This window comes from Oerskovia sp. PE-21s (assembly GCF_056158145.1).
Map to the genome: position 1 here is coordinate 293564 of NZ_JBUXJM010000004.1, position 20889 is coordinate 314452.

Genomic DNA, 20889 nt, shown 5'->3' on the forward strand with positions numbered 1-20889 from the left:
CCTGCCCGACGGCGGGTCATGCCCTGGGGGGACCGGTGGCCGTCCTCGCGGCGTACGGGGCTTGCCCCGCCCGAGAGCGTTCTGTATCTTTAAGTGAGTACTCAGTCAAAGAAAGGTAAATCATGAGGACGGTCGACGAGGAGCAGCGTGCCGCTCGCCGGTCAGCGCTGCTCGACGCGGCGGAGACCTGCTTCGCCGGGCGCGGCTACGACGCGACCCGCACGGCCGACATCTGCGCGGGAGCGGGCATGAGCGCCGGCAACCTCTTCCACTACTTCCCGACCAAGCACGACGTGCTGCTCGCCGTCGTCGACCGGGACGCCGAGCGCACCGCGACCGGCGTGAGCGAGCTCGCCCACGCCGACGATCCCTGGGAGGCGCTGCTCGCGCTCCTCGACGAGGTCTGCCGACTGGCCTCCGACCCCGTCGCCGCCGGGCTCGCGCTCGAGATCTCCGCGCTCGCCCACCGCGACGAGGACGTGCAGCAGCGGATGCAGGCCGGCGACCGCGCCTTCCGCGCGGCCCTCGCCGCCCTGCTGGCTGCTGGGGTCCGGACCGGTCAGGTCTCGAGGACGCTGTCCGTCGAGGAAGGTGCGACCTGGCTCGCGGCACTGGTCGACGGCGTCTTCGCGCGCGTCGCCGCAGACCCCGGTTTCGACGCAGGTTCGCAGAGCACCACGCTGCGGCACGTGGCGACGGCGCTCCTGGCGGGCGAGTCGTGAGGGCGGGGCAGGAGGCGCGCGGTGCGGCGGGACGCGCACCTGCGGTCGTCGACGGTTCCGCGGGGGCAGGAGATCCCGGCCCTGCGGGCGCAGCAGGCACTGCGGGCGCAGCAGGCCGGACGGGCTCGTCGCGCGCAGCGGGAACGACGGGCCGAGGGCGACGGCTCGCCGACGTCGACGCGCTGCGCGCCTTCGCGCTCCTCGGGATCCTCGTGGTCAACGTGTGGGCGTTCGCGGACCCCTACTACGCGACGGCGAGCGGGAACCCTGCGTTCGACGGCCCGGTCGACCACGCGGTGCGGTTCGTCGTCGCCGCCCTGTTCGAGACCAAGTTCTACCTGCTCTTCTCGTTCCTCTTCGGCTACTCGTTCACGCTCCAGATGGCCTCGGCCGAGCGGGACGGCGTCTCGTTCGTGGGGCGGATGCTCCGGCGGGTCCTGGGGCTCGCCGTCCTGGGGGCGGTGCACGGCGTCGCGCTCTACTCCGGCGAGATCCTCGTGGTCTACGCGGGGCTCGCCCTCGTGCTCCTGGTGGCCAGGAACATGACCCCGCGTCGAGCCGTGGTCCTCGGGAGCGCGCTGCTCGCGGCCGTGGCGGTCCTGTGGGTCGGGCTCGGTGTGCTCCAGCTCACCGCGGGCTACCCGGCGGCTCCTCCGGGGGCGGGGGCCGGCGAGGCCCTCGCGAAGGCGACGGCTTTCGGGGGCGACGCGGGGGAGACGTTCGCCTTCACCGCGGGGCACCGCGCGGAGGTCGTGGCGGCGATCGTCCTCCTCCAGGGCCCGAGCGCGCTCGCGATGTTCTTCTTCGGGTTCGCCGCCGGCCGGCACGAGCTGTTCGCCCGCGCGCTGCCACGTGCCGCGGTGCGGTGGTCGCTGGGACTCGGTCTGACGGTCGGGCTGGCGGGCGGGACCTTCTACGCCTGGACCGTGGTTCGCGCACCGGGGGGAGGGCTCGAGACGCTCGCGTTCGGCGTCGGGCAGCTCACCGCCCCCTTCCTGACCGCCGCGTACGCCGTCGGATGCCTCGCGCTGTTCCGGCGCTCGCCGCGCGTCCGAGACTCGATCGCGCCGGCCGGACGCATGGCGCTCACGGGCTACGTCGGCCAGTCGGCCGTGCTCGCGCTCGTCTTCACGGGCTACGGCCTGGGGCTCGTGGACCAGGTCGCGCCGGCCGCGGTGCTCGGGCTCGTGGCGGTCGCCTTCGCGGCCCAGCTCGTCCTGAGCCGGTGGTGGCTCGGACGGCACGTGTACGGGCCGCTCGAGTGGACGCTGCGGTGGGTCACGAACGGGCGACGCCCGCGGTGGCGGGCGTCGCGCTGAGCCCCCGGCGGCCAGGTCAGACGATCGGGTTCGTGAGCGTCCCGACGCCCTCGATCGTGATGGAGGAGGTCTGGCCGGGCACGACGTGCGCCGACGTGCTCGGCGACCCCGTGAGCACCACGTCGCCCGGGCCGAGGGTCAGGTGCGACGTCAGGTAGACGAGCTGCTCGACGACGTCCCACGCCAGGCCCGACGTCGACGCCTCGGCCTGCGTGGCGCCGTCGACCTGGACGTCGATCGCGAGGTCTCCCGGGGTCGCGAGGTCCGTCTCGATCCACGGGCCGAGCGGCGTGAAGCCGTCCCCGTTTTTGGACTGCGTGAACTTGTCGTCGAGCGCGCTCTGCTCGTACGCCGTCACGTCGTTGCCCACGGTCCAGCCGAGGATCACGCCGGGAACCTGCTCGGGCGTCAGGTGGCGGGCCGTGCGGCCGACGACGATCGCGAGCTCGCCCTCGACCACGACCCTGCCGGCGGCCGGGTCGAGCCGCACGGGCTCGCCCGGCCCGACCACGGTGCGTGCCGACTTGGTGAACGCCTGCGGCGGGACGGCCCGGTCCGCGGGGCCGCTGTTGTGCGCCATGCCGAGCACGACACGCGGCTCGCACGGCGCGAGGAGGCGTGCGCCGTCGACGGGGTAGGTCTCGCCCGTGCGCTCGAGGACCGGGGCGTAGTGGTCCACGACGACGGCCCAGAGGTCGCCGTCCTGCACGACGGGCCGAGGGCCTGTGGGGGTGTCGATCCGAGCGAGTCTCACGGTGGGTTCCTCCGTCTGCGGGCGATCGGTCCGCGGGCGTCGCTCGCGGGTGTCGGCGCGGTCGTGCCGGCTGAGGCGAGAGTACAGGAGGTATGACGTCCGATGTGCACCAGATGCGGCTGGTGCGAGGAGCGCTCCGCCGACGCTCCGGACAGCCTCGACGAGGGGCGCCCGAGGTGTCGTGCGTCACGAAGCGGCTGGTCAGGCCGTATCGGTTTGAGTATCCAGCGAATCTCGTTGTAGTCTTCTCGACGGCTGCTCAAGAGAAATCACGAACAGCCGGGCGCCCGTAGCTCAACGGATAGAGCATCTGACTACGGATCAGAAGGTTGGGGGTTCGAATCCCTCCGGGCGCACAGTACGCGAATCGGCGCGGTTCCTAGGAAACTAGGGGCCGCGCCTTCGTCGTTCCAGGAGCCCGAACTACACCAGGTGTAGCCAACCCTGTAGCCAACGGCCCAGAATCCGGGTCACGCGGACCGCAACCAAAGCACCCGCCACCCCTCGGGGACATCGGAGAACAACTGGTCCCGCGCCTCCTCGTACGTGGCCGCCTCGATCCTGGTCTCGCGCGTGACGCGCTCACCCTCTCCGGTCGAGTCGGCGGGGGTCTGCTCGAGCATCGCGTTGAGGATCATGCGCTCAGGGTAGGTCGGCTAGGCTCCCGGCCATGGCAGGGGAGTGGGTGATCCGCGAGCTCGCGGAAGAGGTCGGGGTGTCTCCGAAGACGGTGCGCACGTGGGTCGCGGCGCAGGGCTGGCAGAGAGCGTCCGGTTGGTGGGTGCTCGACGACGATCAGGCGCGGCTCGTTCGCGAGCACTTCGCCGAGACTGCCCGCCTCCGCGCTCCGGCCGAGCGTGCCGAGTGCGGCGTCGTGGGGTGCGAGCGGCCACGGGTGGGGCGCCAGGACGTGTGCAGGGTCCACTACCGGCGCCGGGCCCGCACAGGGAGCACGGAGCGGTCGGGGCGCGGGGCTCGTCAGCTCGAGAAGACGCACTGCCCGGCCGGACACGAGTACACGCCAGAGAACACCTACCGCTTCCCCTCGGACAACCAAGCACGGCGCAGGTGCCGAGCCTGCCGCATCGCCCGCTCGACAGCGTGGAAGAGGCGTCGAGCTATCGCCTGACGACGGCTCCAGCCCAGACCCATGCGGTGTCGGGGCGCTCGAACCGGTCGATGTAGCTGATGTGGACGGCCCGCTTCGTCCAGGCGATCGCGTCAGCATCGATCTCGAACTCGTCACCCTCCATCGTCACGATCCACGCCCGGACCGGCATCGGCGTCTCCGGCGTCGTGACCTCGTGCCCGTACTGCTTCGGGCTCAGGGTGCGGGCCCGCTTCGGGAATGACGTGTTGCCCGTCGGTCTGCTCACGAGACCAGGGTATCGAACATGTGTTCGAGGATGGTGCCCCCTGATCGCTCGCTCGTCACAGGCCAGAGTGACAACGAAAAGCCCCGCCCTCCTTCGGGAGAGCGGGGCTTTCGTCAGTTGAAGGGGTGGCCGGCCTCGTCGAGGCCGGTTGCATCCTGGGTGCGCGCGTTGCTCGGGTCGCGCTGAGAGGCGTTGCCGGTCATCTGCACATCGACCACACTCCCACAGGCCGGGCAGTACCGGACCTCGGTCCAGTAGCGGTACGGCATCGAGTTCTCGTTCCTGCTTCGATCGGACCCTCAACGCGACCTTCCGCACGCCCACCCGATGGTGACGTGAGCGTACCGCCGAACGCGTGACCTGGTCCCATGACGACGAAGTGCCCCGCCCTCCCGAAGGAGGGCGGGGCTGTTGGTCGTGCTGCGTAGCCTGAGGCGATGAGCAACTTCAACGCAGAAGTGAGCCAAGCCTTGCGGGACTACATGACGCACCACAAGGTCAGTCAGAAGAAGGTCGCGCGCCGCCTCGACCGATCGCAGGGGTACGTCTCCCATCGGCTGTCCGGCAAGAACGCCCTCAGCCTGGACATCGTGGACGCCGTCGCACACGAGACGAGTGCCCCTCCACGCGAGCTCCTTGCGCTCTTGATCCGCCCGACGTCCTGAACCAATCAGGCCAGGTCGCCCGGGTGGTACACCGCGACGATGTCGGAGCCGTCGAGCCGGACGCCGTAGTGCCAGCCGTCGTCGCGCTGCTCAGCGTAGAAGACCTTGCCGCCCTGGCCGGTGGCGGTGATCGTGACGTGGTCGCCGCGCTCGAACACGCCGGGCGGGGTGCCCGACGCCGGCGGCGCGTACTCCTTGAGGACGCCGATCTCGGCGTCGCGGACGTACACGGGGGTCTGTGCGGAGCCGAGGACCAGGCGCGTGAGCCAGTCGGGGATGCGGGGTTCGGCCCATCGCCACAGGGCGTACCAGGCGGCGATGGCCGCGGCGGTGACGAGGGCGAGGGTGGTCTCGGCGCTGAGCCAGGTCGCGAGGGCGGTGCCGAGGTCGCCGGGCAGGTGCGGGGTGATCGCGCGCAGGATCGCGGCGACGACCGAGCCCCACAGGACGGGGACGACGGTGCGCAGGTAGGACACGGCGCGGTCGGAGATCGGGTGCGTGGGCGTGGTCATGCGGGGTCCTTTCGGGGGGCGAGGCGGGCGGCGAGGCCGTCGAGGACGGTCTTTGCGATGTCGTCGGGCAGGGCGTCGATGACGGCCTGGGCGAACGCGTCGGGGTCGAGCGCGGCGCCGCCGCCGGTGGGTGCGGAGACGAGGTCGCTGACGCGGTAGGCCAGGACGGTGAGCCACTCGACGGCCGGGTGGACCTCGACGTCCGTGGTGCCGGGGCGGCGCCCGATCAGGGGCGCCATCCAGATGGCGTTGGGCAGGGCGCGGAGCAGGTCGATCGTGGCGCGCGAGTGCGCGAGGACGGTCGAGTCCGGCTTGGTGTTGAGGCCGCCCTGGGCGCCCAGGACATCGCGGAGCTGGCGGGAGTTGAGCAGGAGCTCGGCCTGCTCGGAGTCGGTCAGTGCCATGAGGGGGCCTCTCGGGGTGATGGGGGCCGGTCGGCCCGGGATGGTCGGTGTGGTGATCGAGCCGCCCGCGCCCGGGACGGGGCGCGAGACGAGGTGCGTGTCTCGGGTGGGGTCGTAGACCAGGTGCCAGGGCTCGCGGATGGAGCCGCGGCCCTCGGTGTCGGTCCATCCGTGCTCGGCGAGGAGCGGGTACGTCTTGGCGCGGCGGGGGTGGTCGAACTGCCCGACTGTCCCGAAGTCCTCGACGTCGACGGCGGTGCCCCAGCCGTGGTTGGAGGTCCCGGGCGGTGCGGCGTGCGCGGTTCCGGTGAAGGCGTAGGGACGTCCTTGCCAGTAGCAGCAGACACGTTCGCCCTTGCGGGCCAGGCGGTGCCGCTGCAGGTAGAACAGGACCTGTTCCGTGCGGGTGCGGTTCCAGCCCCGGACCCGGAGCGTGATCCCGGTCCGGCGCTTGACCTCGGCCCGGGCCCTGTTCCAGGCTGCGGCCGCGTCGGCCCGCAGGAACGCGTCGGGCTGCCCGTCGAGCGGTGCGAGGGCGGACTCGGGCACGGATCCGTTCGCGTAGGTGGTGGCCATGTCTGCCTCCTGGCATGACGAAGGCCCCGACGTCGTGCGTGTCGGGGCCCGGGGTGGGGTGGGTCAGGGACGGCGTTGGGCGCGCAGCATCTGGACGGTGCGCTGGACGAACAGGACCGCGGTCGCGGTGTAGACGATGGTCTGGGCGACGCGGCGCCCGGGGTAGTCCGGGACGAGGGCCTGGGCGACAACGAGCCCCAGGACCGCGGCGACGGCTAGGGAGACCCCCATGACGTTGCGCCCGGTCGGGGACTGCCACCACCGGGCGTGGACCCAGTACAGGATGACGAACGCGAGCGCGGCGGCCAGGGCCAGGCACTGCAGGACGAGGATGAGCGCGGTCACGTGGGCCTCCCGTAGGCGGAGCGGATGCTCTCGGCGAAGTGGTTCTGGCGCTGGAGCTCGCGCAGGCGGTCGGCGACGTGCCGGGCTTCCTGGGCGCGGAGCACGGTGCCGTGGAGGTGGTCGACGGACTGGGTGAGCGCGGCATCGGCCTGGGCCTGGGCGCGGTCACGTGCGTGGCGCTTGCGGCGGGAGAAGATCACGGGCCCTCACCCCGTTCGGCCTGCGCCTGCAGGACCTCGAGCACGCGGACCGTGGTGCGCGAGTTCTCGAGGAGCTCGACGCTCGTTGCGTCCTTCTCCTGGGACGCAGCACGTTCGGCCTGCCATGCCGCCTGCCAGGTGTCGGCGCGGACCTTCTCGGCGTCGACCTCGCGGCGGAACGCGATCCCGCCCTTGCCGAGCAGAAGCAAGACAACGATGAGCCCGACTACACCCCACCCGGACAGGTCCACGATGCCCGTGGGGATGCCCTCGATCATCGGCGGCCCTCGACGCGCGGGCACTCCGGGGGCGTCACAGGACGCCTCGCGGGGTGGCGTCGATGTACCACTGGCGGGCGTTGTCGGCCTGCACGATCGCGCCGACGCCGACGGCCTGGAGTCGCACGTCCCAGGTGTGGGCGGAGTCGTCGGTGATGTAGGCGTCGTCGGCGATCCGGACGGTGACGAGGGTGTTCGCCGAGCCGCGGTTCTCGGTGTACGTGGCCGCGTACTGGGTTCCGTCGCGGTGGACCTCCATGCGGGCTGCGCCACCGGGGGCCAGGACCACGCCCATCGAGGCGCGCTGGGTGACCCGGTAGGGCACACCTGGACCGAAGGGCGCCGCGGGGGTGGTCTGGGTGGGGCCGATGGAGACGTACACCCCGGCGCCCAGGCTTCCCGCGGCCGTCGGGGTGATGTAGCGCGAGAGCGTGCCGCCAGAGACCGGGCGCCACTTCGTGCCCTCGACCGTGACCTCGAGTTCGAATCCGGGTGTCGCGTCCGCGCGGGCGACGAGCAGGGGGCGCGGCCAGGTGTGGCCCGCCGCGACGACGTCGGCCACGAGCTGGGCGCGCTCGGTCGTGTTCGCGACGGGCACGACGTCGTTGATGCTGCCCGCGAGGTCGTTGATCACCTGCCGGCGCGGTGTCTCTCCGGCGGCGGGGACGACGTGCTTGCGGGCGCTGACCGCCATCAGACGACCTCCTTGCTGGTGGGCGCTGGGCCCGGGGTGGGTTCAGGCTCGGGGGATGGGGTGGGCGGGGTCTCGCCGCGGGCCGCGTGCCAGTCGGCGTGCAGGCCGATGAGGGCCACGACGGCCCCGCAGATGTCGCAGTAGATCCACATGGGCGCCTCCTAGGCAGGTCGGGTGTAGGTCACGGACAGGGCCATGCCGTCGCCGTTGCCCGCGCCCGCCACGGCCCAGTACTGGGGGCCGACGAGCGCGAGGGCCTTGATGGCACCGGTGCGCATGCCCTCGCAGGTCGCAGCGGCCAGGTCGGTCCATCCGTCGCCGGTGGAGACCGGTCCAGAGGAGACCGGGGAGCCGCTCGGCTGGGAGGCGTGGGGCGAACCCTGCACGCTCGCGGGACCGGCCGCGCCGGCAAGGCCGACGCCGCCGAGCATGACCTGGACCCGGTCAATGCTGGTCGCGCCGAGGTTGGTGAGCTGGTCGCCGTAGGTCGCGAGCCCGATCATGGGCCCGGAGCCGAACCCGGAGCCCTGGTAGAGGGTGGAGCGACCGCCGTACCGCCCGGTGTTCCACCGGTCCCAGTCGCCCGCAGTGGTGCGCCATGACCCCGACCACTGCGGGGTGATGGTCTGGGTGACCTGGATCGTGCCGCCAGGCGCGGGAGGAGGCGTGCCGCCGCCGCCGGTCGGGGCGACCGCCGAGGGGCCCAGGACCAGGACGGGTACGCCCCAGTCGGACAGGGAGACCCACACCGAGACGGGCGGGGTTCCGTAGGCGCCTGCCAGGTAGGGCAGGGCGTAGGAGGCCCCTGCCCAGGAGACCGTTGCGACCGTCGCGGTGGCAGCGGTCATGGTGGCTGGGGCGACAGGGTCAAGCGGGTCGACCGGGCCGAGCACGAGCTCGGGGCGCCCGGTGAGGGGGTTGACCAGGACGCGCGCCAGGCCGCCGGGGCCAGCTGACGGGCGGTAGCGCCCGGGCTGGGCGGGCAGCCACAGGGGAGTGCCGTGCACACCGACCCGCACAAGGCGCGCCGAGGTGTTCACCTCGTAGCACGGGCCCACGGTCGTCAGCGCGTCGTCGGAGGCCGCGCTGGGATTCGGGAGCATGAGGTCGAGGTCGCTCACATGCTCACCCCCACGTCTACGCGCATCTCGCCGTCGGCGACGGTCAGGGGCAGGTCGTATCCGGTGACCCAGCCCCACGTGCGGTCCCCGTCGCGCAGGATCTCGACGGGGTCGTCGAGGTCAATGCGGGGATCGGGGACGCACCGGACCGGGACAGAGGTAGCCGGGAGGACGGAGTTGGCGAGCATGGTCTGTGCCGAGGCGAGCGCCATGGCGTCCGTGGTGATGAGCGGGGAGGACCAGATCTTGGTGACCGGCCCGTACTCGCCCGTGACGGCCATGGGCCCGGTGGCCTGCTGGGCGATCGCCTGGATGTCCTCCGAGCCGGACGCGGACGAGCGGGCGACGATCTGGTTGTAGGCGCCGTCACGAGTATCCGAGCGCCCCGCAGAGGCCAGTGTGCCGCGCTCCCCGTCGCGCAGCGTCAGCACCGGCACGGGGATCGGCGGCAGGGGGCGGCGGTAGACGATCTGTCCCCACTCGTCGGTGCGCAGTAGCGCAGGCCACGCGTCGGCGATCTCCTGCAGGGCCGCGAGGCGATCCTCTGACCAGGCCATCCCGGCTGGGCATGGTCGGTCGACCAGGGCCGGGTCGAAGCCAGCGCTCATCCCAGGCGGGAGCAGGCGCCGGGCCTCGGACATGAGCGTGGCGCCCATCTCGGGCTGGGTCGGGGACGTGAGCTTGGCGTCCTGCGGTCGGCGCAATCGCCCGGCCGCGACGACCTGGATCGTGCCGTCGTCGCCGTCGTCCCAGTCGGTGACGAGGAATCGGCCGATACGGGTCTCCCACGTGTCGGTGTCGACAGCCGAGGAGACCAGGATCGAGACCTGCAGCTCCTGCCCGTACCGGGCCAGCGGATGGTCGACCTGATCACCGGGGCGCATGTCCCGCAGGCCATCGAACCGCGGCACCGTGAGCGTGAGCCGCTCGGGGACCTTCTGCCCGACCTGTGCCACCACGCGCCCGCGCCTGACCGGGACGTCCGCGTCGAGCAGGCGACCGCCGAGCCACGAGGACACCGCCGGCGCCCACCCGCACGTTCCGGACAGCACCTCCTGCGGCGGTCCTGCCCTCATCGGTGCCTCCTCACAGCAGCTGCCCCCAGGGGTAGGTGTCCCACTGATCCCAGGTGGACGACGCGAACAGGGCATCGTGCTGGGCCCACGTGCGAGTGGCCATGGCGGCGTCGAAGTCGTCCCACGTCCACGCGCTGAGCACCGCCGAGGGCTCGGGGTCGTCGACCAGGACGTACTCCAGCGACCACACGCGCTGGGTCGAGAGCCCGCCGTCGCCCGCCCACAGGACGTTCGACGGCTTGCCCACGACCTGGATCAGGTCGACCGCGTCCAGGTCCCGGATGCCCCCGTCCGTCCGCACGACGATGGGGCGACCGGCGCGCAGCAGGTCGCGCATGTGGACGGTGTTCTGCCGGTTCGTGCGAATGCGCAGCGCCCCGCCACCGTCCCCGCCCGGCGCGTACCGCACCGGCGGGCGGGCCCGCCCGGGGACGTCGAACACCGCTGTGTTCGAGACGAAGTCCCGGGGCATCCCGTTGTCGTCCCACACGAAGTCGACCGACGTCTGCCCGTCGAGCGACTGCAGCACAGCCCGCCCTGGGTGTGACACGGTCACCGGCGCCGCGACGTAGGTCACCCCCGCGACGACCGCCTGGTACACGACCTGAGCGTTGAGCGCGGACCGGTTGTCGACGAGCACGACCTGCTGACCCGTCGACAACCCGACCCCGCCGGGCACCGGCCACGACGAGCCGGCGCCCGTCGTGCCCGTCACCAGGTACCCCACACCCGCAGGAACACCCGCAAGGACGATCTGCACCGGCTCCGGCGAACCCGCCGGCACCACGGACGCCGTGATCGAGACAGCCATCAGCCAGCCCTCCGAGCCTGAGACGTGCGGATCGACCGGACCGCCACCGCCTCCATGCGCGCCTCCAACCCGTTGCCGAGATCGAGTGTCCCCACCAGCTGCAGGCCGGTGAGGTCGAGCGTCGGGGCAGCGATGGGTGCCTGTGTGGCGCCCGCGTAGGCGTACTGGGGAGCCGACGGCGATCCGCCAGCGGAGAAGCCCGCGAGTACCGCCTTCGGGATCTGTCGGTACTGCAGGGCCCGCATCACGCCCGCGCCGTAGTACTCGACTGCGGGCTGCGGCTGGATCCACTCCTTCGAGCGGACCATGAGCGGACGTCCACGCTCCGTCATCGCGAACACGTTGTCGCGCGTCGGATCGGACGGAGGCGTTCCCGGAACCTGACCGCCCGCCGCGAAGCCTGCGATGCCGCCGACCTGCCCGCCGGTGAAGCCCCCGGGAATCCCAGGGATCACCGCGGTCATCGACCTGATGGCCGCGATCGCGCGCCCGACGGCCCGTTCTGCAGGACTGACGTCCGCGTCGACCGAGACAGACGTGCCCCGCGGGGTGTTGAGCCACGCGTTCGTCGTCCGGTTCGCGTTGAACGGGTCAGCGTTCAGCTTGAACGGGTCGGGCACCATCTGCCCGAACGCGTTCACCGTCCCTCGGGCTGTCGCCTCTGCCCTCGACGGATCCGCACGCAGTTCCCACGGCGACACCGACTGACCGAACACGTACAGCTCGCCCGCGAGGATCTGCGCCTCGATCGCGGCCGAGTCACGGTTCGCGGTGATCTCCCACGGGCTCACAGACTCACCGAAGACGTGCAGCTCCCCAGCGAGGATCTGCGCCTCGATCGAAGCAGCCGACGTGTCGACCTCCACAGCGATCGGCGGCGGGGCGTACAAGCCGTCAAGCGCGACCTGCAGGTTCCCGGTCGCGTCGACGCCGCGCTGGAACGCGGCCTCCGCGCGAGCGATCTCCTCGTCGGTACCGTTCGCGAGATCCTGGACCGCCTTGGCGCCAGCAGGGCCGAGCGCAGCCAGCTTCTCCATGAGCCCCTGCGAAATACCCCGCTCGCCGAGGCGAACAAGGTTCGCCGACCAGCCCTCCAGGGCGCCCGCTTGCGCTTCGAGCTCGGCGAGCCAGCCCCCGAGGGAGTACTTCGCCTCGTCGAGCCCCTTGGACCAATCGAGGAAGCCACCCGCGGCGCTCCCGACGCCCTCGAGGAACTTCGCCATCGCCTCGGACATCTCTTCGACCGGAGGCGTCGCGACTGCCGCGGCATCGCCGACCCCGGCGACGCCCTCCTCTGCGGTCCTCGCCGCCTCGTCGACGCCGACAAGCGCGTCCTCGGTCTCCGAGAACGCGGTCTTGATCGTGTCTAGGCTGATGCCGCGCGACTCCGCCTCGGCGTAGATCTGCGAGAGCGTCTCGCGGACGTTGTCAGCTGCGCCCGACGAGGCCATGTTGGCCATCACCTTGTCGAGGTTGGTGAACCGTTCTTCGGCGAGCTCGACGTAGGACGTCACGCCGGGCAGCGCCCCGCCCCATGATGCGATCGTGTCGGTGAGGTCCTTCTTGAAGACCAGATCCATGGCGGACCCGAGGTCCGTCACCGACGACCTCGACATGCCGAGGGCTGTGCCGAAGTTGTCGAAGTTGGAGTTGAGGTCCTCCAGGTTCCCACCGTTGGCGAGATCGTTGACGGCCTTGGCGATCGCGTTTGCCTTGGGCGCTGCGTCCCCGCGTGTGAGCGCATCAACGAGGATCCCGGTCGCCGCCGCGGTGGCGCCGACCGCGAGTGCTGCGCCACCGATCCTGACGAGCGAGCCAGCGATCGAGCCGAGCTTCGCCGCGACGGGAGGGGTGATGACGCCGAGGTCTCGGAGTGCCTTGCCCGTCTCAATGACGCGGGGGAACGTGAGCAGGAAGCCGCCGGCGAGTAGGGAGACACCGCCTACGAGGGCGCCCAGGCCCAGGCCTGCCTGCTGGACCCATGGCGGGAGTCCCGCGAGGGAGTCGACGAGGGAGTCGGTGCCCTGCACGAGGGAGCGCAGCGGGCCATTCGCGCCTTCGCCAGCGCCGATCATGAGCGTCTCGAGCGATCCCGAGAGCCCCTCGAGGTCGCCCTTGAGGTTGTCCATCTTGGTCGCGGCGACCTCGGCGGCGTACCCCTGGTCGTCGACCTGCTCGGTCCAGTACTGGATCGCCCCGGCGCCCTCGGCGTACAGGATCCGGGCAGCGGTGATCTGCTCGTTGCCGAACATGCGGCCCAGCGCTGCGGAGCGTTCCGCCTCTGTGAGGCCACCAAGCTGCGTCTGGAGTTGCCCGGCAAGAGAGGTCAAACCGACGAACTTGCCCTGGGCGTCGAAGGCGGAGATGGCGTACTCGTCCATCGTCACCTGTGCGGCCTTGGTGGGCGCCGTCAGGGACATCAGGATGCCGCGCAGGCCCGTTCCGGCCGAGTCGGCCAGGAGGCCATTCTGTGCCAGGAGCGCGAGTGCACCTGAGGTCTCCTCAAGGGAGACCCCGAGCTGTGCAGCGACCGGGCCCACGTACTTCATGGCGAGGCCGAAGTCGGCGACTTCACCGTTCGCCTTTCCAGCGGACGCGGCAAGGACGTCAGCAATGTGCCCGACGTCGCGGCCCGTGAGACCGAACTGGTTCATCACTGTCGACGCGATGCCTGCGGCGTCGGCGACCTCGATCTGTCCAGCAGCGGCAAGGCTCAGTGCACCGTTCAGTCCACCGTTGAGGATGTCCGTCGCCGAGACGCCCGCCTTGGCCATCTCCTCGATGCCGTTCGCCGCCTCGGTCGCGGAGTACTTCGTGTCTGCGCCAGCGGCGATCGCGGCCGAGCGCAGCTTCCCGAGTTCGGCGGTGGTGGCGCCCCCGGTGGCGGCGACGCCCGACATCGCCGCGTCGAAGTCGGCGAACTTCGACACTGCGATTCCGACGACGGCCGTCGTGGCCACGCCGAACCCGGTCATCGCAGCGCCCGCGGTGTTCCACGCCTGGCTGTTCTGAGAGGCCGACTGGACCATGCGCCCGAGGGCCGTGTCTGCCCTTGCCGCCGAGTCCTCAGTGCCACGCCCGACCCGCTCCGTAGCGCGCGTCGCCTCTTCCATCTGACGCCGGAAGTCCGCGACCTCGGCCCGCAGACGCACAGAAACAGTCCGGTTGGTCATGTCACCCCCCGGGTGTTGGTGCTATGCGGTTGAATGGGCGCCATGAGCGAGATCGAGCAACGGCGCAAGGCCTACGACCGGCGCGCACGCGCGTGGATCTGCCTGGTCATGGGCGCGCTGGTGCTGTGGCTACCGGGCATCGGCGGCCTCGGGGCGGACAGCGCGGTATGGAACGTGATCGGGTACGTCGCGATCGCCGGGGGCGCCGCTCTGGTCGTGGCAGCGTTCGTGCTGTTCCAGAAGCCCCGCCCCTAGCCCCCGTTCTGGGTGTCCACCACGACCGGGTAGGCGCCCGGCTCATGGCCGCCTTGAGCGCGCCAGTTCTCCACGGCGGCGGACGCCCAGTTGATGCGTTCGTCGACCTCGAGCCAGGACCCCTTCTCGGGGTCGAGCGCGACCTCCCACGGGATGCCGTGGGGGTCGAACGCCTTCTCGTGCAGGAGTAGGGCTTCTGCGAGGGTCCGGTCGACGGCGGACCACTTCTTGAGGTACTTCGTCGGGCGCACACTCCAGGCGCGGGCGGCCTGGAGCGCCAGGACTAGGCCTGGACGTTCGCGGAGCGCCCGTTCGACGTAGGGCGGGGCAGTTCGGCGTCCGTCGACGTTGCGGCGTTCACGGCGTCGTACAGGCGGTCGATCCACTGCTTGCCGTGAGGGCGCGCGCGCAGCGCCTTGAGGGCGTCGAACGTGATGCCCTCCGCGGTGCCCTTGGCAGTCTCGATGCTCACGACCGCGGACGAGACGACTGCCAGCTTCCGGTCCTCGTTCGCCTGGGCGTGAGCCACCTGGGCCAGGCGTGCCTTCTCGGCGTAGGCCTCGCGGACAGAGTCCGGGGCCGCTTCGAAGTTCTTCGGCAGGACGGGCTGCTTCGGGATGGGCACGACGTCGAAGGTGGCCTCGACTTCGGGCTGCGAGATCGCCCGCACCGTCCACAGGGACTTCGACTGCTCCCACCGGGCGGCGATGTCGTCGCGCTGCGCGAGGAGTTCGGCGATCTCGTCCGTGTGGGTGTCGCCGAGGGTGGCCTCGGAGCGGTCGTCGTCGCGGGAGCGGGGCGCGGTGTCGGGCTCGACCCACCCGGCCTTGGCGAGGCGGGCCTCGACGGCTTCGTATTCCTCGACGAGTCGGGGGTCGTTGTAGATCGTGACCTCGCGGCGCGCGATCGTGCCGGACTGGATCCAGTCGAGGATGTCGAAGTCGGCGGGCGTGCTGTCGGTGCTCTGGTTCTCGTTCACGGGTCTCTCCACGGGTCAGTTCTTCACGGGGGTGATGCGGGTGGTGCGCTCGTCCTCGGGGACCCGGCGCACGGGGATGAACACGCGGTGCTTGATCGCGCCGCCCGGCTTGCCGGTGTGATAGCGCTTGCGGCCGGCCTCGTCGAGCTCGAACACGAGGGCGTGGACGCCGTCGGATGCGTAGCGAATCTCGCTGATGACGTCGGCGTTGAGGCCGATGGCAGCGAGGGGTGCGAGGTACTGCTCGTGCGTCAGGAACTCGGGGACGCCTTCGATGGTCTTGCTCATGGGAACCGCCTCTGCGGGTCTCGGCACGGGTCGGTGGTGAAGGGGTGACCGGCGGGCCCGGACCCGTGAAGAACGGGCCCGCCGGGGTCAGGAGGTCAGGCGCCGGCGGCGACCGTGATGAACGGCCACGCGGCCTGCATCTCGCCCGGGACGCGCCACTTCACGAAGCCGCCCAGGTCCGACGGGGGCTGCGGCTCGTCGGTGAGGAACTCCCCGCCGAGGTAGATCTCGTCGGACGCGGCCCACGCCTCGGTCGACTTCTTCGACGTCTTGCGGGCGTACCCGTAGAGGGTCGTGCCCTTGGACTTGAGGGCCTGGAACACGTCGTCGCCCTCGTCGGTCGCGGACGCGCCGGTCGTGGCGTCGAAGTACCGGAACGGCGTCAGGCCGACCTGGTAGTTCGATGCGCCGAGGCTGTTCGCGTTGTTCTCGACGCACAGCGCCTTCTCCGCGACCTTGTCCGAGTCGGTGGCGCCCCACAGGAAGTCGGACGCCATGAGGTTGCACGACGCGTCGATGCCCGCGTTGAGCTCGGTGGCCGTCGGCTTCGCGGGGTCGGCGGGCTTCGTCGTGAGGATGGTGAACTTCGTCTTGCCGTCAGCCAGGGAACGAGGCATGCCGGATCACTCCTTCTTGTCCCCGGCGGCCGGGGTCTTGGTGGTGGTCGCCGCGGTCGCGGCCTTGTCCGCCGCCGACTGGCGGGGGGTCTTCGAGAGGTGCCGCGACAGCGACGGGACGTCGAAGAAGTGCGCGGGGACGCGCGTCTTCTCCCCGGTGCGCTTGTCGTAGGCGTCGACGAACTCAGCCATGACTGGCCTCCTTCTGGGCATGGGTACGGGCCCCGCGCCGGTCGACGGGGGCTGCTCGGTGGCGGGTCAGGCGCCGGTGGTGCGGAAGATCATCGGGACGAAGAACCGGGCGGGCTTCACGACCGGGTCGACCTGGACCGGGACCGAGACCTCGTCCTCGACGAGCGGCCCGGTGAGCGGGGTGAGGTGCTTGCCCGCGAGGGCCTTGCGCACCAGGGCCGCGGCTTGCAGGACCCACAGGGGCTCGCCTGCGGCGACGGTGAACTGGGCGGGCCAGGTGAGCTCGTCACCGGGTGCCGCGTCCAGGGCGCCAGCTTCCGTCTTCGGGTAGTGCCCGGCGGAGGGCCACACGACGACGTACGGGTAGGTGCGCCCTGAAGTGTCCGCTGGCGGGCTGTCGGGGACCTTGCCGTCGTAGACCCCGATGGTCGGGACCGCCCGCAGCAGCGCGAGGGCCGCGGTGTGGAGCTCGGCCGCGCTTGTCACAGGAAGTCCCCGACGATGTCCTCGAGCGCGGACACGAACCCGGGGGAGCGGCGATCGAACGCCGGGCCCATGAACGCGTGGGGCGCCATGCGGGAGGTGCCGAACTCGACGAAGACCCCGTAGTTCGCGGTGGGCCCGATCTCGACCTCGAGCGTGCCGGACTGCCCGACCGTGCGCAGGTCGGAGTGGCCGATGCTGGACCGGAGGTTGCCGGTGTCGACGGGGGCGAGTGCCTTCGCGTCGGCTTCGATGTCGCGCGCGGTCTTGCGCATGACGGTCTGCACCTTGGGGCCGATCTTGCCGGCGACGTTCGAGAGGTCCGCGGCGAGGGCGTTGAGCTCGGACGCGTCGATGCTGAAGCTCAAGGCGCCTCCTGGTTGGTGTGGTCGTCGATGCAGGTCAGGTCTCGCTCCCATCGCAGGGACGAGTACCGGGCGTCGGAGACCGTGAGGGTGCGGCCGGGGAGGGCGCTGTCGCCGTTCTGGTCGATGGTGAGGATGCGGACCTTCGCGCCGGCGTCGCCGGTCGGGATCACGGGGGCGTCCGCGGTGATGACGACGAGGTAGGTGTGCTGGGTGACGAGTTGGCCTGCGGCGTCCCCTGTCGTGGGGGTGGTCGCTTGGGCTTGGATGCGGCACTTGCCCTCGTACAGGACGGTCTCCGCACCAGGGCCGGTGGCACCGGTGCCGGGGCCCCAGCCGCCTGCGCCGCCGGTGGTGATGCGGCACGTCGCGCCCATGGCGCCCTCGGTGACGGGCTTGTGGTGTGCGGCCCACCCGGCCGGGATGACGGTGGTTCCGGGGAACGGCATCAGAGCCACGCCCGCTCGGTGAGCTCGGGCCCGCGGGACGGGTATGGGTGGAACTCGACGACGCCGAAGAACCCGTCCTCCGCTGCGGCCTCTTCGTCGTCTGCCGCCTTGCGCCGGGCCACGGCCTGGGCTCGGAGCTCGGCGGCGACCTTCGCACCGTCCGTGGACAGGTCGAGGGACTTGATGACCTTCGACACGAGGACCTCGGACGTCGCGATCGCGTCGAGGGCGTCTGCCGCGGCCCGCTTCACCGACCACGAGGCCGGTTCCGCCTCGTCGGCGGGGACGCCGTTCAGGGCGAGGTAGCCCGTGAGCATCTCGTCCGAGAGGAGAAACGCGCCCTCGTTCACGTCCGCGATGAGGAGGCGCACCTGCCCTACGGGGGTGGTGTAGTCGATCGGCATGGTGCGCCTCCTCGGTCAGGGGACGGTCAGGACGAGGCGCCCGTGGCCGCGTAGGTGTGCGTCGGCAGGAGGCTCGCGCCACCGGCGACATGGCGGACGCGGAAGTACACGCCGTCCTCGTTGAACGACCCCGCGTCGGCACCGAGCGCGCCGTCGCTGACGGTCGTGCCCTGGTCGTTCTTCTTGCGGATGTCCGGCGTCTCGTAGCCGCGCAGGAACGCGACCGCGAACGCGGGGCGGGGTGCCGTCGGGGCGGGGAGCACGAACCACGCCGTCCCCTTGAGGCGAGCGTTCACGACGAGGGTGATGGCGCCCTTGAGCCAGTTCGGCTCGAGCGTCGTCTTGTTGCCGCTGGTGACGCGCACCTCGGTGGCGTTGAGGAGCTGGCGGGCGTTCATCTCCTGTGCGGGCCCGACCTCGAGGATCAGCGCGCCGGGCACGAGGATCTCGCCCTCGGCGTCCTCCTTCGTGGAGACCTTCGTGATCGCCGCGGAGAGGTTGTCGTGGTCGAGGACCTTCGTTTCGGGGGCGTTCCCGTTCGCGGCCTTGAAGAACCCGGGGTTCGGGGCGCCCGTGCTCGTCACGAGGAGCGAGTTCGCGACCTTGTCCTCGGTGACCGTGGCGGCGATCGCGAAGTTCGACGGCATCTGCTTCAGCTCGTCGATGTCGTCGTTGATGCTCGCCTCCCACGAGTACCCGAACCGGCGACCGAACTTCTTCACCGAGATCTCGTACTCGTCGGTGTCGTGGGCACCCTCGGGGTACTCGGACAGCTCGGGGACCTCGTCGAGGGCCTCGCGGCCGCCGAGGATGTCGACGAGCTTCTTCGGCTTGAAGTCCTTCACGCTCGCGCGCGTGGCCCACTGGGTCCACTGCGCGGGCGTGTCGTTGTACTTCGTGAGGAGCTCGCGGTCCAGGACGTCGCCGGTGACGGACCGGAACAGGTCCGACGTCGACAGGGCTTCCTTGACGAGGAGCGCTGCGCGGTCGTTGCCGTCCCACGCGCGGCCCCACAGCTCGGCGGCCTCGACGATGGCCTTGGCGCGGGCGGGGGAGTACTGGCGGCGCTGGGTCGGGCTGTTGCCGAGCATGGTGCCGGCATCGGTGAGGCCGAACGCCTCACCCACGTTGGAGATGGTCATGAGGGGGTCCTTTCTCAGACCTGGGCGAGGATGACCGGGAGCGGCCCGGTGCCGGTCCCCTTGGTGCCGTGCGAATACCCGAACAGGGTGTTGTCGGTCGCGGTGGCGGTGAGCGCGTTCGCGCTCGTGATGTAGACGGGCAGACCCACGGACGCGATCGCGCCGGCGACCTGGAGCTCGTAGGAGCCTTCACGCCAGACGGTGGCGTAGCCCTCGGCGTTGCCGCCCTCGCCCTCCGCGGTGGCGGTGACGCCGATGAGGGAGCCGACCTTGACGGGGGCGCCGGACTTGGTGTCGGCGGGAACGGGCAGCGAGATCTTGCGCGCCTCGTTGAAGATGAGGTTCCTCATGTCACGCCTCCTTCACGGAGCGGCCGAACGCGGTGGCGATCGACTCGTCGACGTCGGCGACGCTCGGGGCGGCGCCGCTGGGGGTGGTGCTGCCGCCAAGGCCGCGGACGCTGCCAGCGCCCTGGGCCTCGGCGATCTTCGCGGCGTGCTCGGCGACGGCCTTGGTGAAGGCGTCGGTGTCGAGGCGGCCGGACTCGGCGATGCGCGGAGCCGAGGCCAGGAGGCCGGCGGTCTGCAGCTCGTCGAAGTCGACGTCGGCCTCGGCGATGATGCGGGCGGCCGTTGCGGTGTCGGTCGCGGCGTGGGCCTCGGCGAGCTCGCGGCGGGCGGTGTCGCGCTCGGACTCGAGCGCGGTGGCCCGGCCGGCGTCCTTCTCGAGCTGAGCCAGGCGGCTCTCCTCGATCTGGGTCGTTGCCATGTGATCCTCCTGGGATTCGGTGGCGGTGGTCTGCCCGGCCGGACGGCTCGGGACATCTGCGGGGGTGACGGGCACGTACTCGGTGCGGACCCGCACCTCGATGCGGTCGCCGGTGAGCGTGGTCGCGACGTCGTCACTCACGTCGTAGGACTGCTGGTAGATACCCGCGTCCTCACCGGTCTCGACCTCGAACCACACGGTCCGCGCGGTGTCGTCGTGATCGCGGATCCACACCCAGGTGTTCTCCGCGCTGTACGCGTCCTTGAGGAGCGTCGAGAGTTGCTCGCGGCGATCGTTCGCCTTCGCCTCGGAGACGCCGGCCAGGGCGGACTCGAGGACCTGCAGGATCTTGCCGCCGCGCCCGGCCTTGGTCACGAAGTCGACCGAGGTTCCCTCGACGAGGCGGGTGATGATGCGGCCCTTGCGGCCGTCGGCCTCGCCTTCCTCGACCTCGGCGGCGGCGCGGATGCTGACCCCGATCGCCTCAGCCATCTCGGTCAGGGGCTCGCGCCACTTCGAGAACACGACCGCTTCGGCGACGAGCTTGCCGCCGTCCCAGTGGGCGTCCTCGGCGAGGACCGCGGCGAGCGTGTTCAGGTCGCGCTCGGGCCGCTCGTAGTTCTCGGTCGCGGTCGGGTGGTTGACGTACATGTGCGTGCCGGCGGGGAAGATCCGGTCGCGGGCCGCGGCTTCGAGGACGTCCTGGGAGTAGTACCCGGAGGACCCCCAGCCCGGGTTGATGATCTGCACGTTCATGCGGCCTGGCCCGTGGGTGGGGGCCGCTGCTTCGGCGAGGCCAGATTCGGCCAGGGTTACCGTCACTGGTACCTCCGGTGGATGATGGGGCGGTGAGCGAAGCCGACAAGGTCGACTGCGTCGAACACGTGTGGGTGTTCACGGGCGCGGTGCTGGGACGTGATG

Annotated in this window: 31 protein-coding genes and 1 tRNA gene; 5 read left to right on the plus strand and 27 right to left on the minus strand. The window is 71.0% G+C overall.

Translation table 11 applies throughout. The annotated features are described in order from the left end of the window. The first annotated feature begins 122 nt into the window (after positions 1–122). Both ACZDYF_RS09895 and ACZDYF_RS09900 read left to right on the plus strand, forming a co-directional pair. Positions 123–722 carry a TetR/AcrR family transcriptional regulator gene (locus ACZDYF_RS09895; RefSeq protein ID WP_475056027.1) on the plus strand — a complete coding sequence of 200 codons (600 nt, stop codon included), beginning with the start codon at positions 123–125 and terminating at the stop codon, positions 720–722. Next, on the plus strand, positions 719–2041 hold the full coding sequence (locus tag ACZDYF_RS09900) for a DUF418 domain-containing protein (RefSeq protein ID WP_475056029.1): 1323 nt from the start codon (positions 719–721) through the stop codon (positions 2039–2041). The genes ACZDYF_RS09895 and ACZDYF_RS09900 overlap by 4 nt, the downstream gene beginning before the upstream one ends. 16 nt (positions 2042–2057) lie before the next feature. On the opposite strand, the gene ACZDYF_RS09905 is transcribed toward ACZDYF_RS09900, so the two are convergent. Then, complete coding sequence (locus ACZDYF_RS09905) at positions 2058–2795, minus strand: fumarylacetoacetate hydrolase family protein (RefSeq protein ID WP_475056031.1); 738 nt, start codon at positions 2793–2795, stop codon at positions 2058–2060. Between the two features lie 283 nt (positions 2796–3078). Here ACZDYF_RS09905 and ACZDYF_RS09910 point away from each other — a divergent pair. Continuing rightward, positions 3079–3151, plus strand: a tRNA-Arg gene (locus ACZDYF_RS09910). Between the two features lie 114 nt (positions 3152–3265). On the opposite strand, the gene ACZDYF_RS09915 is transcribed toward ACZDYF_RS09910, so the two are convergent. From ACZDYF_RS09915 to ACZDYF_RS09925, 3 genes are all read right to left on the minus strand, one after another. Then, positions 3266–3433, minus strand: a complete 168-nt coding sequence (locus ACZDYF_RS09915; protein WP_475056033.1) for a hypothetical protein — start codon at positions 3431–3433, stop codon at positions 3266–3268. A gap of 480 nt (positions 3434–3913) precedes the next feature. Further along, positions 3914–4171, minus strand: a complete 258-nt coding sequence (locus ACZDYF_RS09920) for a hypothetical protein (protein WP_475056036.1) — start codon at positions 4169–4171, stop codon at positions 3914–3916. Between the two features lie 113 nt (positions 4172–4284). Continuing rightward, a complete protein-coding gene (locus ACZDYF_RS09925) occupies positions 4285–4440 on the minus strand; it encodes a hypothetical protein (protein ID WP_475056039.1) in 156 nt (51 codons plus the stop codon). 168 nt (positions 4441–4608) lie between these two features. Between ACZDYF_RS09925 and ACZDYF_RS09930 the strand changes: the two genes are divergently transcribed. Next, the gene (locus ACZDYF_RS09930; RefSeq protein WP_475056041.1) at positions 4609–4836 is read left to right on the plus strand and encodes a helix-turn-helix domain-containing protein; all 228 of its coding nucleotides are present in this window, start codon (positions 4609–4611) and stop codon (positions 4834–4836) included. A gap of 5 nt (positions 4837–4841) precedes the next feature. Here the strand turns inward: ACZDYF_RS09930 and ACZDYF_RS09935 are convergent, their stop codons facing one another. The 11 genes from ACZDYF_RS09935 to ACZDYF_RS09985 form a co-directional block, all read right to left on the minus strand. Further along, positions 4842–5348 carry a hypothetical protein gene (locus tag ACZDYF_RS09935; protein ID WP_475056043.1) on the minus strand — a complete coding sequence of 169 codons (507 nt, stop codon included), beginning with the start codon at positions 5346–5348 and terminating at the stop codon, positions 4842–4844. Further along, complete coding sequence (locus ACZDYF_RS09940; RefSeq protein ID WP_475056045.1) at positions 5345–6328, minus strand: M15 family metallopeptidase; 984 nt, start codon at positions 6326–6328, stop codon at positions 5345–5347. The genes ACZDYF_RS09935 and ACZDYF_RS09940 overlap by 4 nt, the downstream gene beginning before the upstream one ends. Before the next feature lie 63 nt (positions 6329–6391). After that, positions 6392–6673 (minus strand): putative phage holin, encoded by a 282-nt coding sequence (locus ACZDYF_RS09945; protein ID WP_475056047.1) that lies wholly within the window; start codon positions 6671–6673, stop codon positions 6392–6394. Continuing rightward, positions 6670–6873 carry a DUF7620 family protein gene (locus ACZDYF_RS09950; RefSeq protein WP_475056049.1) on the minus strand — a complete coding sequence of 68 codons (204 nt, stop codon included), beginning with the start codon at positions 6871–6873 and terminating at the stop codon, positions 6670–6672. The genes ACZDYF_RS09945 and ACZDYF_RS09950 overlap by 4 nt, the downstream gene beginning before the upstream one ends. Further along, on the minus strand, positions 6870–7151 hold the full coding sequence (locus ACZDYF_RS09955) for a hypothetical protein (RefSeq protein WP_475056051.1): 282 nt from the start codon (positions 7149–7151) through the stop codon (positions 6870–6872). The genes ACZDYF_RS09950 and ACZDYF_RS09955 overlap by 4 nt, the downstream gene beginning before the upstream one ends. Before the next feature lie 34 nt (positions 7152–7185). Beyond that, positions 7186–7845 carry a hypothetical protein gene (locus tag ACZDYF_RS09960; protein WP_475056053.1) on the minus strand — a complete coding sequence of 220 codons (660 nt, stop codon included), beginning with the start codon at positions 7843–7845 and terminating at the stop codon, positions 7186–7188. After that, a complete protein-coding gene (locus ACZDYF_RS09965; RefSeq protein WP_475056055.1) occupies positions 7845–7997 on the minus strand; it encodes a hypothetical protein in 153 nt (50 codons plus the stop codon). Before ACZDYF_RS09965 ends, ACZDYF_RS09960 begins: the two co-directional genes overlap by 1 nt. 9 nt (positions 7998–8006) lie before the next feature. Further along, complete coding sequence (locus ACZDYF_RS09970; RefSeq protein WP_475056057.1) at positions 8007–8966, minus strand: hypothetical protein; 960 nt, start codon at positions 8964–8966, stop codon at positions 8007–8009. Continuing rightward, positions 8963–10042 (minus strand): hypothetical protein, encoded by a 1080-nt coding sequence (locus tag ACZDYF_RS09975; RefSeq protein WP_475056059.1) that lies wholly within the window; start codon positions 10040–10042, stop codon positions 8963–8965. The genes ACZDYF_RS09970 and ACZDYF_RS09975 overlap by 4 nt, the downstream gene beginning before the upstream one ends. A gap of 10 nt (positions 10043–10052) precedes the next feature. Further along, the gene (locus tag ACZDYF_RS09980) at positions 10053–10853 is read right to left on the minus strand and encodes a hypothetical protein (protein WP_475056061.1); all 801 of its coding nucleotides are present in this window, start codon (positions 10851–10853) and stop codon (positions 10053–10055) included. After that, the gene (locus tag ACZDYF_RS09985; RefSeq protein WP_475056063.1) at positions 10853–13882 is read right to left on the minus strand and encodes a phage tail tape measure protein; all 3030 of its coding nucleotides are present in this window, start codon (positions 13880–13882) and stop codon (positions 10853–10855) included. Before ACZDYF_RS09985 ends, ACZDYF_RS09980 begins: the two co-directional genes overlap by 1 nt. A 186-nt stretch (positions 13883–14068) precedes the next feature. On the opposite strand from ACZDYF_RS09985, the gene ACZDYF_RS09990 reads away from it, so the two are divergent. Next, a complete protein-coding gene (locus ACZDYF_RS09990) occupies positions 14069–14281 on the plus strand; it encodes a hypothetical protein (RefSeq protein WP_475056065.1) in 213 nt (70 codons plus the stop codon). Here ACZDYF_RS09990 and ACZDYF_RS09995 read toward each other — a convergent pair. The 12 genes from ACZDYF_RS09995 to ACZDYF_RS10050 all read right to left on the minus strand — a co-directional run bounded on the left by ACZDYF_RS09995 (position 14278) and on the right by ACZDYF_RS10050 (position 20724). After that, complete coding sequence (locus tag ACZDYF_RS09995; protein ID WP_475056067.1) at positions 14278–14532, minus strand: hypothetical protein; 255 nt, start codon at positions 14530–14532, stop codon at positions 14278–14280. The genes ACZDYF_RS09990 and ACZDYF_RS09995 overlap by 4 nt on opposite strands. A gap of 32 nt (positions 14533–14564) precedes the next feature. Then, complete coding sequence (locus ACZDYF_RS10000; RefSeq protein WP_475056069.1) at positions 14565–15260, minus strand: hypothetical protein; 696 nt, start codon at positions 15258–15260, stop codon at positions 14565–14567. A 15-nt stretch (positions 15261–15275) separates the two neighbouring features. Further along, on the minus strand, positions 15276–15548 hold the full coding sequence (locus tag ACZDYF_RS10005) for a hypothetical protein (RefSeq protein ID WP_475056071.1): 273 nt from the start codon (positions 15546–15548) through the stop codon (positions 15276–15278). Positions 15549–15643: 95 nt separating this feature from the next. Next, positions 15644–16165, minus strand: a complete 522-nt coding sequence (locus ACZDYF_RS10010; RefSeq protein ID WP_475056073.1) for a phage tail tube protein — start codon at positions 16163–16165, stop codon at positions 15644–15646. A gap of 6 nt (positions 16166–16171) precedes the next feature. Continuing rightward, on the minus strand, positions 16172–16357 hold the full coding sequence (locus tag ACZDYF_RS10015; protein ID WP_205307938.1) for a hypothetical protein: 186 nt from the start codon (positions 16355–16357) through the stop codon (positions 16172–16174). Positions 16358–16423: 66 nt separating this feature from the next. Then, on the minus strand, positions 16424–16843 hold the full coding sequence (locus tag ACZDYF_RS10020) for a hypothetical protein (protein WP_475056075.1): 420 nt from the start codon (positions 16841–16843) through the stop codon (positions 16424–16426). Then, entirely contained in the window at positions 16840–17208 is a 369-nt protein-coding gene (locus ACZDYF_RS10025) for an HK97-gp10 family putative phage morphogenesis protein (RefSeq protein ID WP_475056077.1), read from the minus strand. The genes ACZDYF_RS10020 and ACZDYF_RS10025 overlap by 4 nt, the downstream gene beginning before the upstream one ends. Beyond that, complete coding sequence (locus tag ACZDYF_RS10030) at positions 17205–17654, minus strand: DUF6093 family protein (RefSeq protein ID WP_475056573.1); 450 nt, start codon at positions 17652–17654, stop codon at positions 17205–17207. The genes ACZDYF_RS10025 and ACZDYF_RS10030 overlap by 4 nt, the downstream gene beginning before the upstream one ends. Then, positions 17654–18058, minus strand: coding sequence for a hypothetical protein (locus tag ACZDYF_RS10035; RefSeq protein ID WP_475056079.1), 405 nt, complete (start codon positions 18056–18058; stop codon positions 17654–17656). The genes ACZDYF_RS10030 and ACZDYF_RS10035 overlap by 1 nt, the downstream gene beginning before the upstream one ends. Before the next feature lie 26 nt (positions 18059–18084). After that, positions 18085–19200, minus strand: coding sequence for a phage major capsid protein (locus ACZDYF_RS10040; RefSeq protein WP_475056081.1), 1116 nt, complete (start codon positions 19198–19200; stop codon positions 18085–18087). A 14-nt stretch (positions 19201–19214) separates the two neighbouring features. After that, a complete protein-coding gene (locus tag ACZDYF_RS10045) occupies positions 19215–19550 on the minus strand; it encodes a DUF2190 family protein (protein ID WP_475056083.1) in 336 nt (111 codons plus the stop codon). Position 19551: 1 nt separating this feature from the next. Beyond that, on the minus strand, positions 19552–20724 hold the full coding sequence (locus ACZDYF_RS10050; RefSeq protein WP_475056085.1) for a hypothetical protein: 1173 nt from the start codon (positions 20722–20724) through the stop codon (positions 19552–19554). Between the last annotated feature and the right edge of the window lie 165 nt (positions 20725–20889).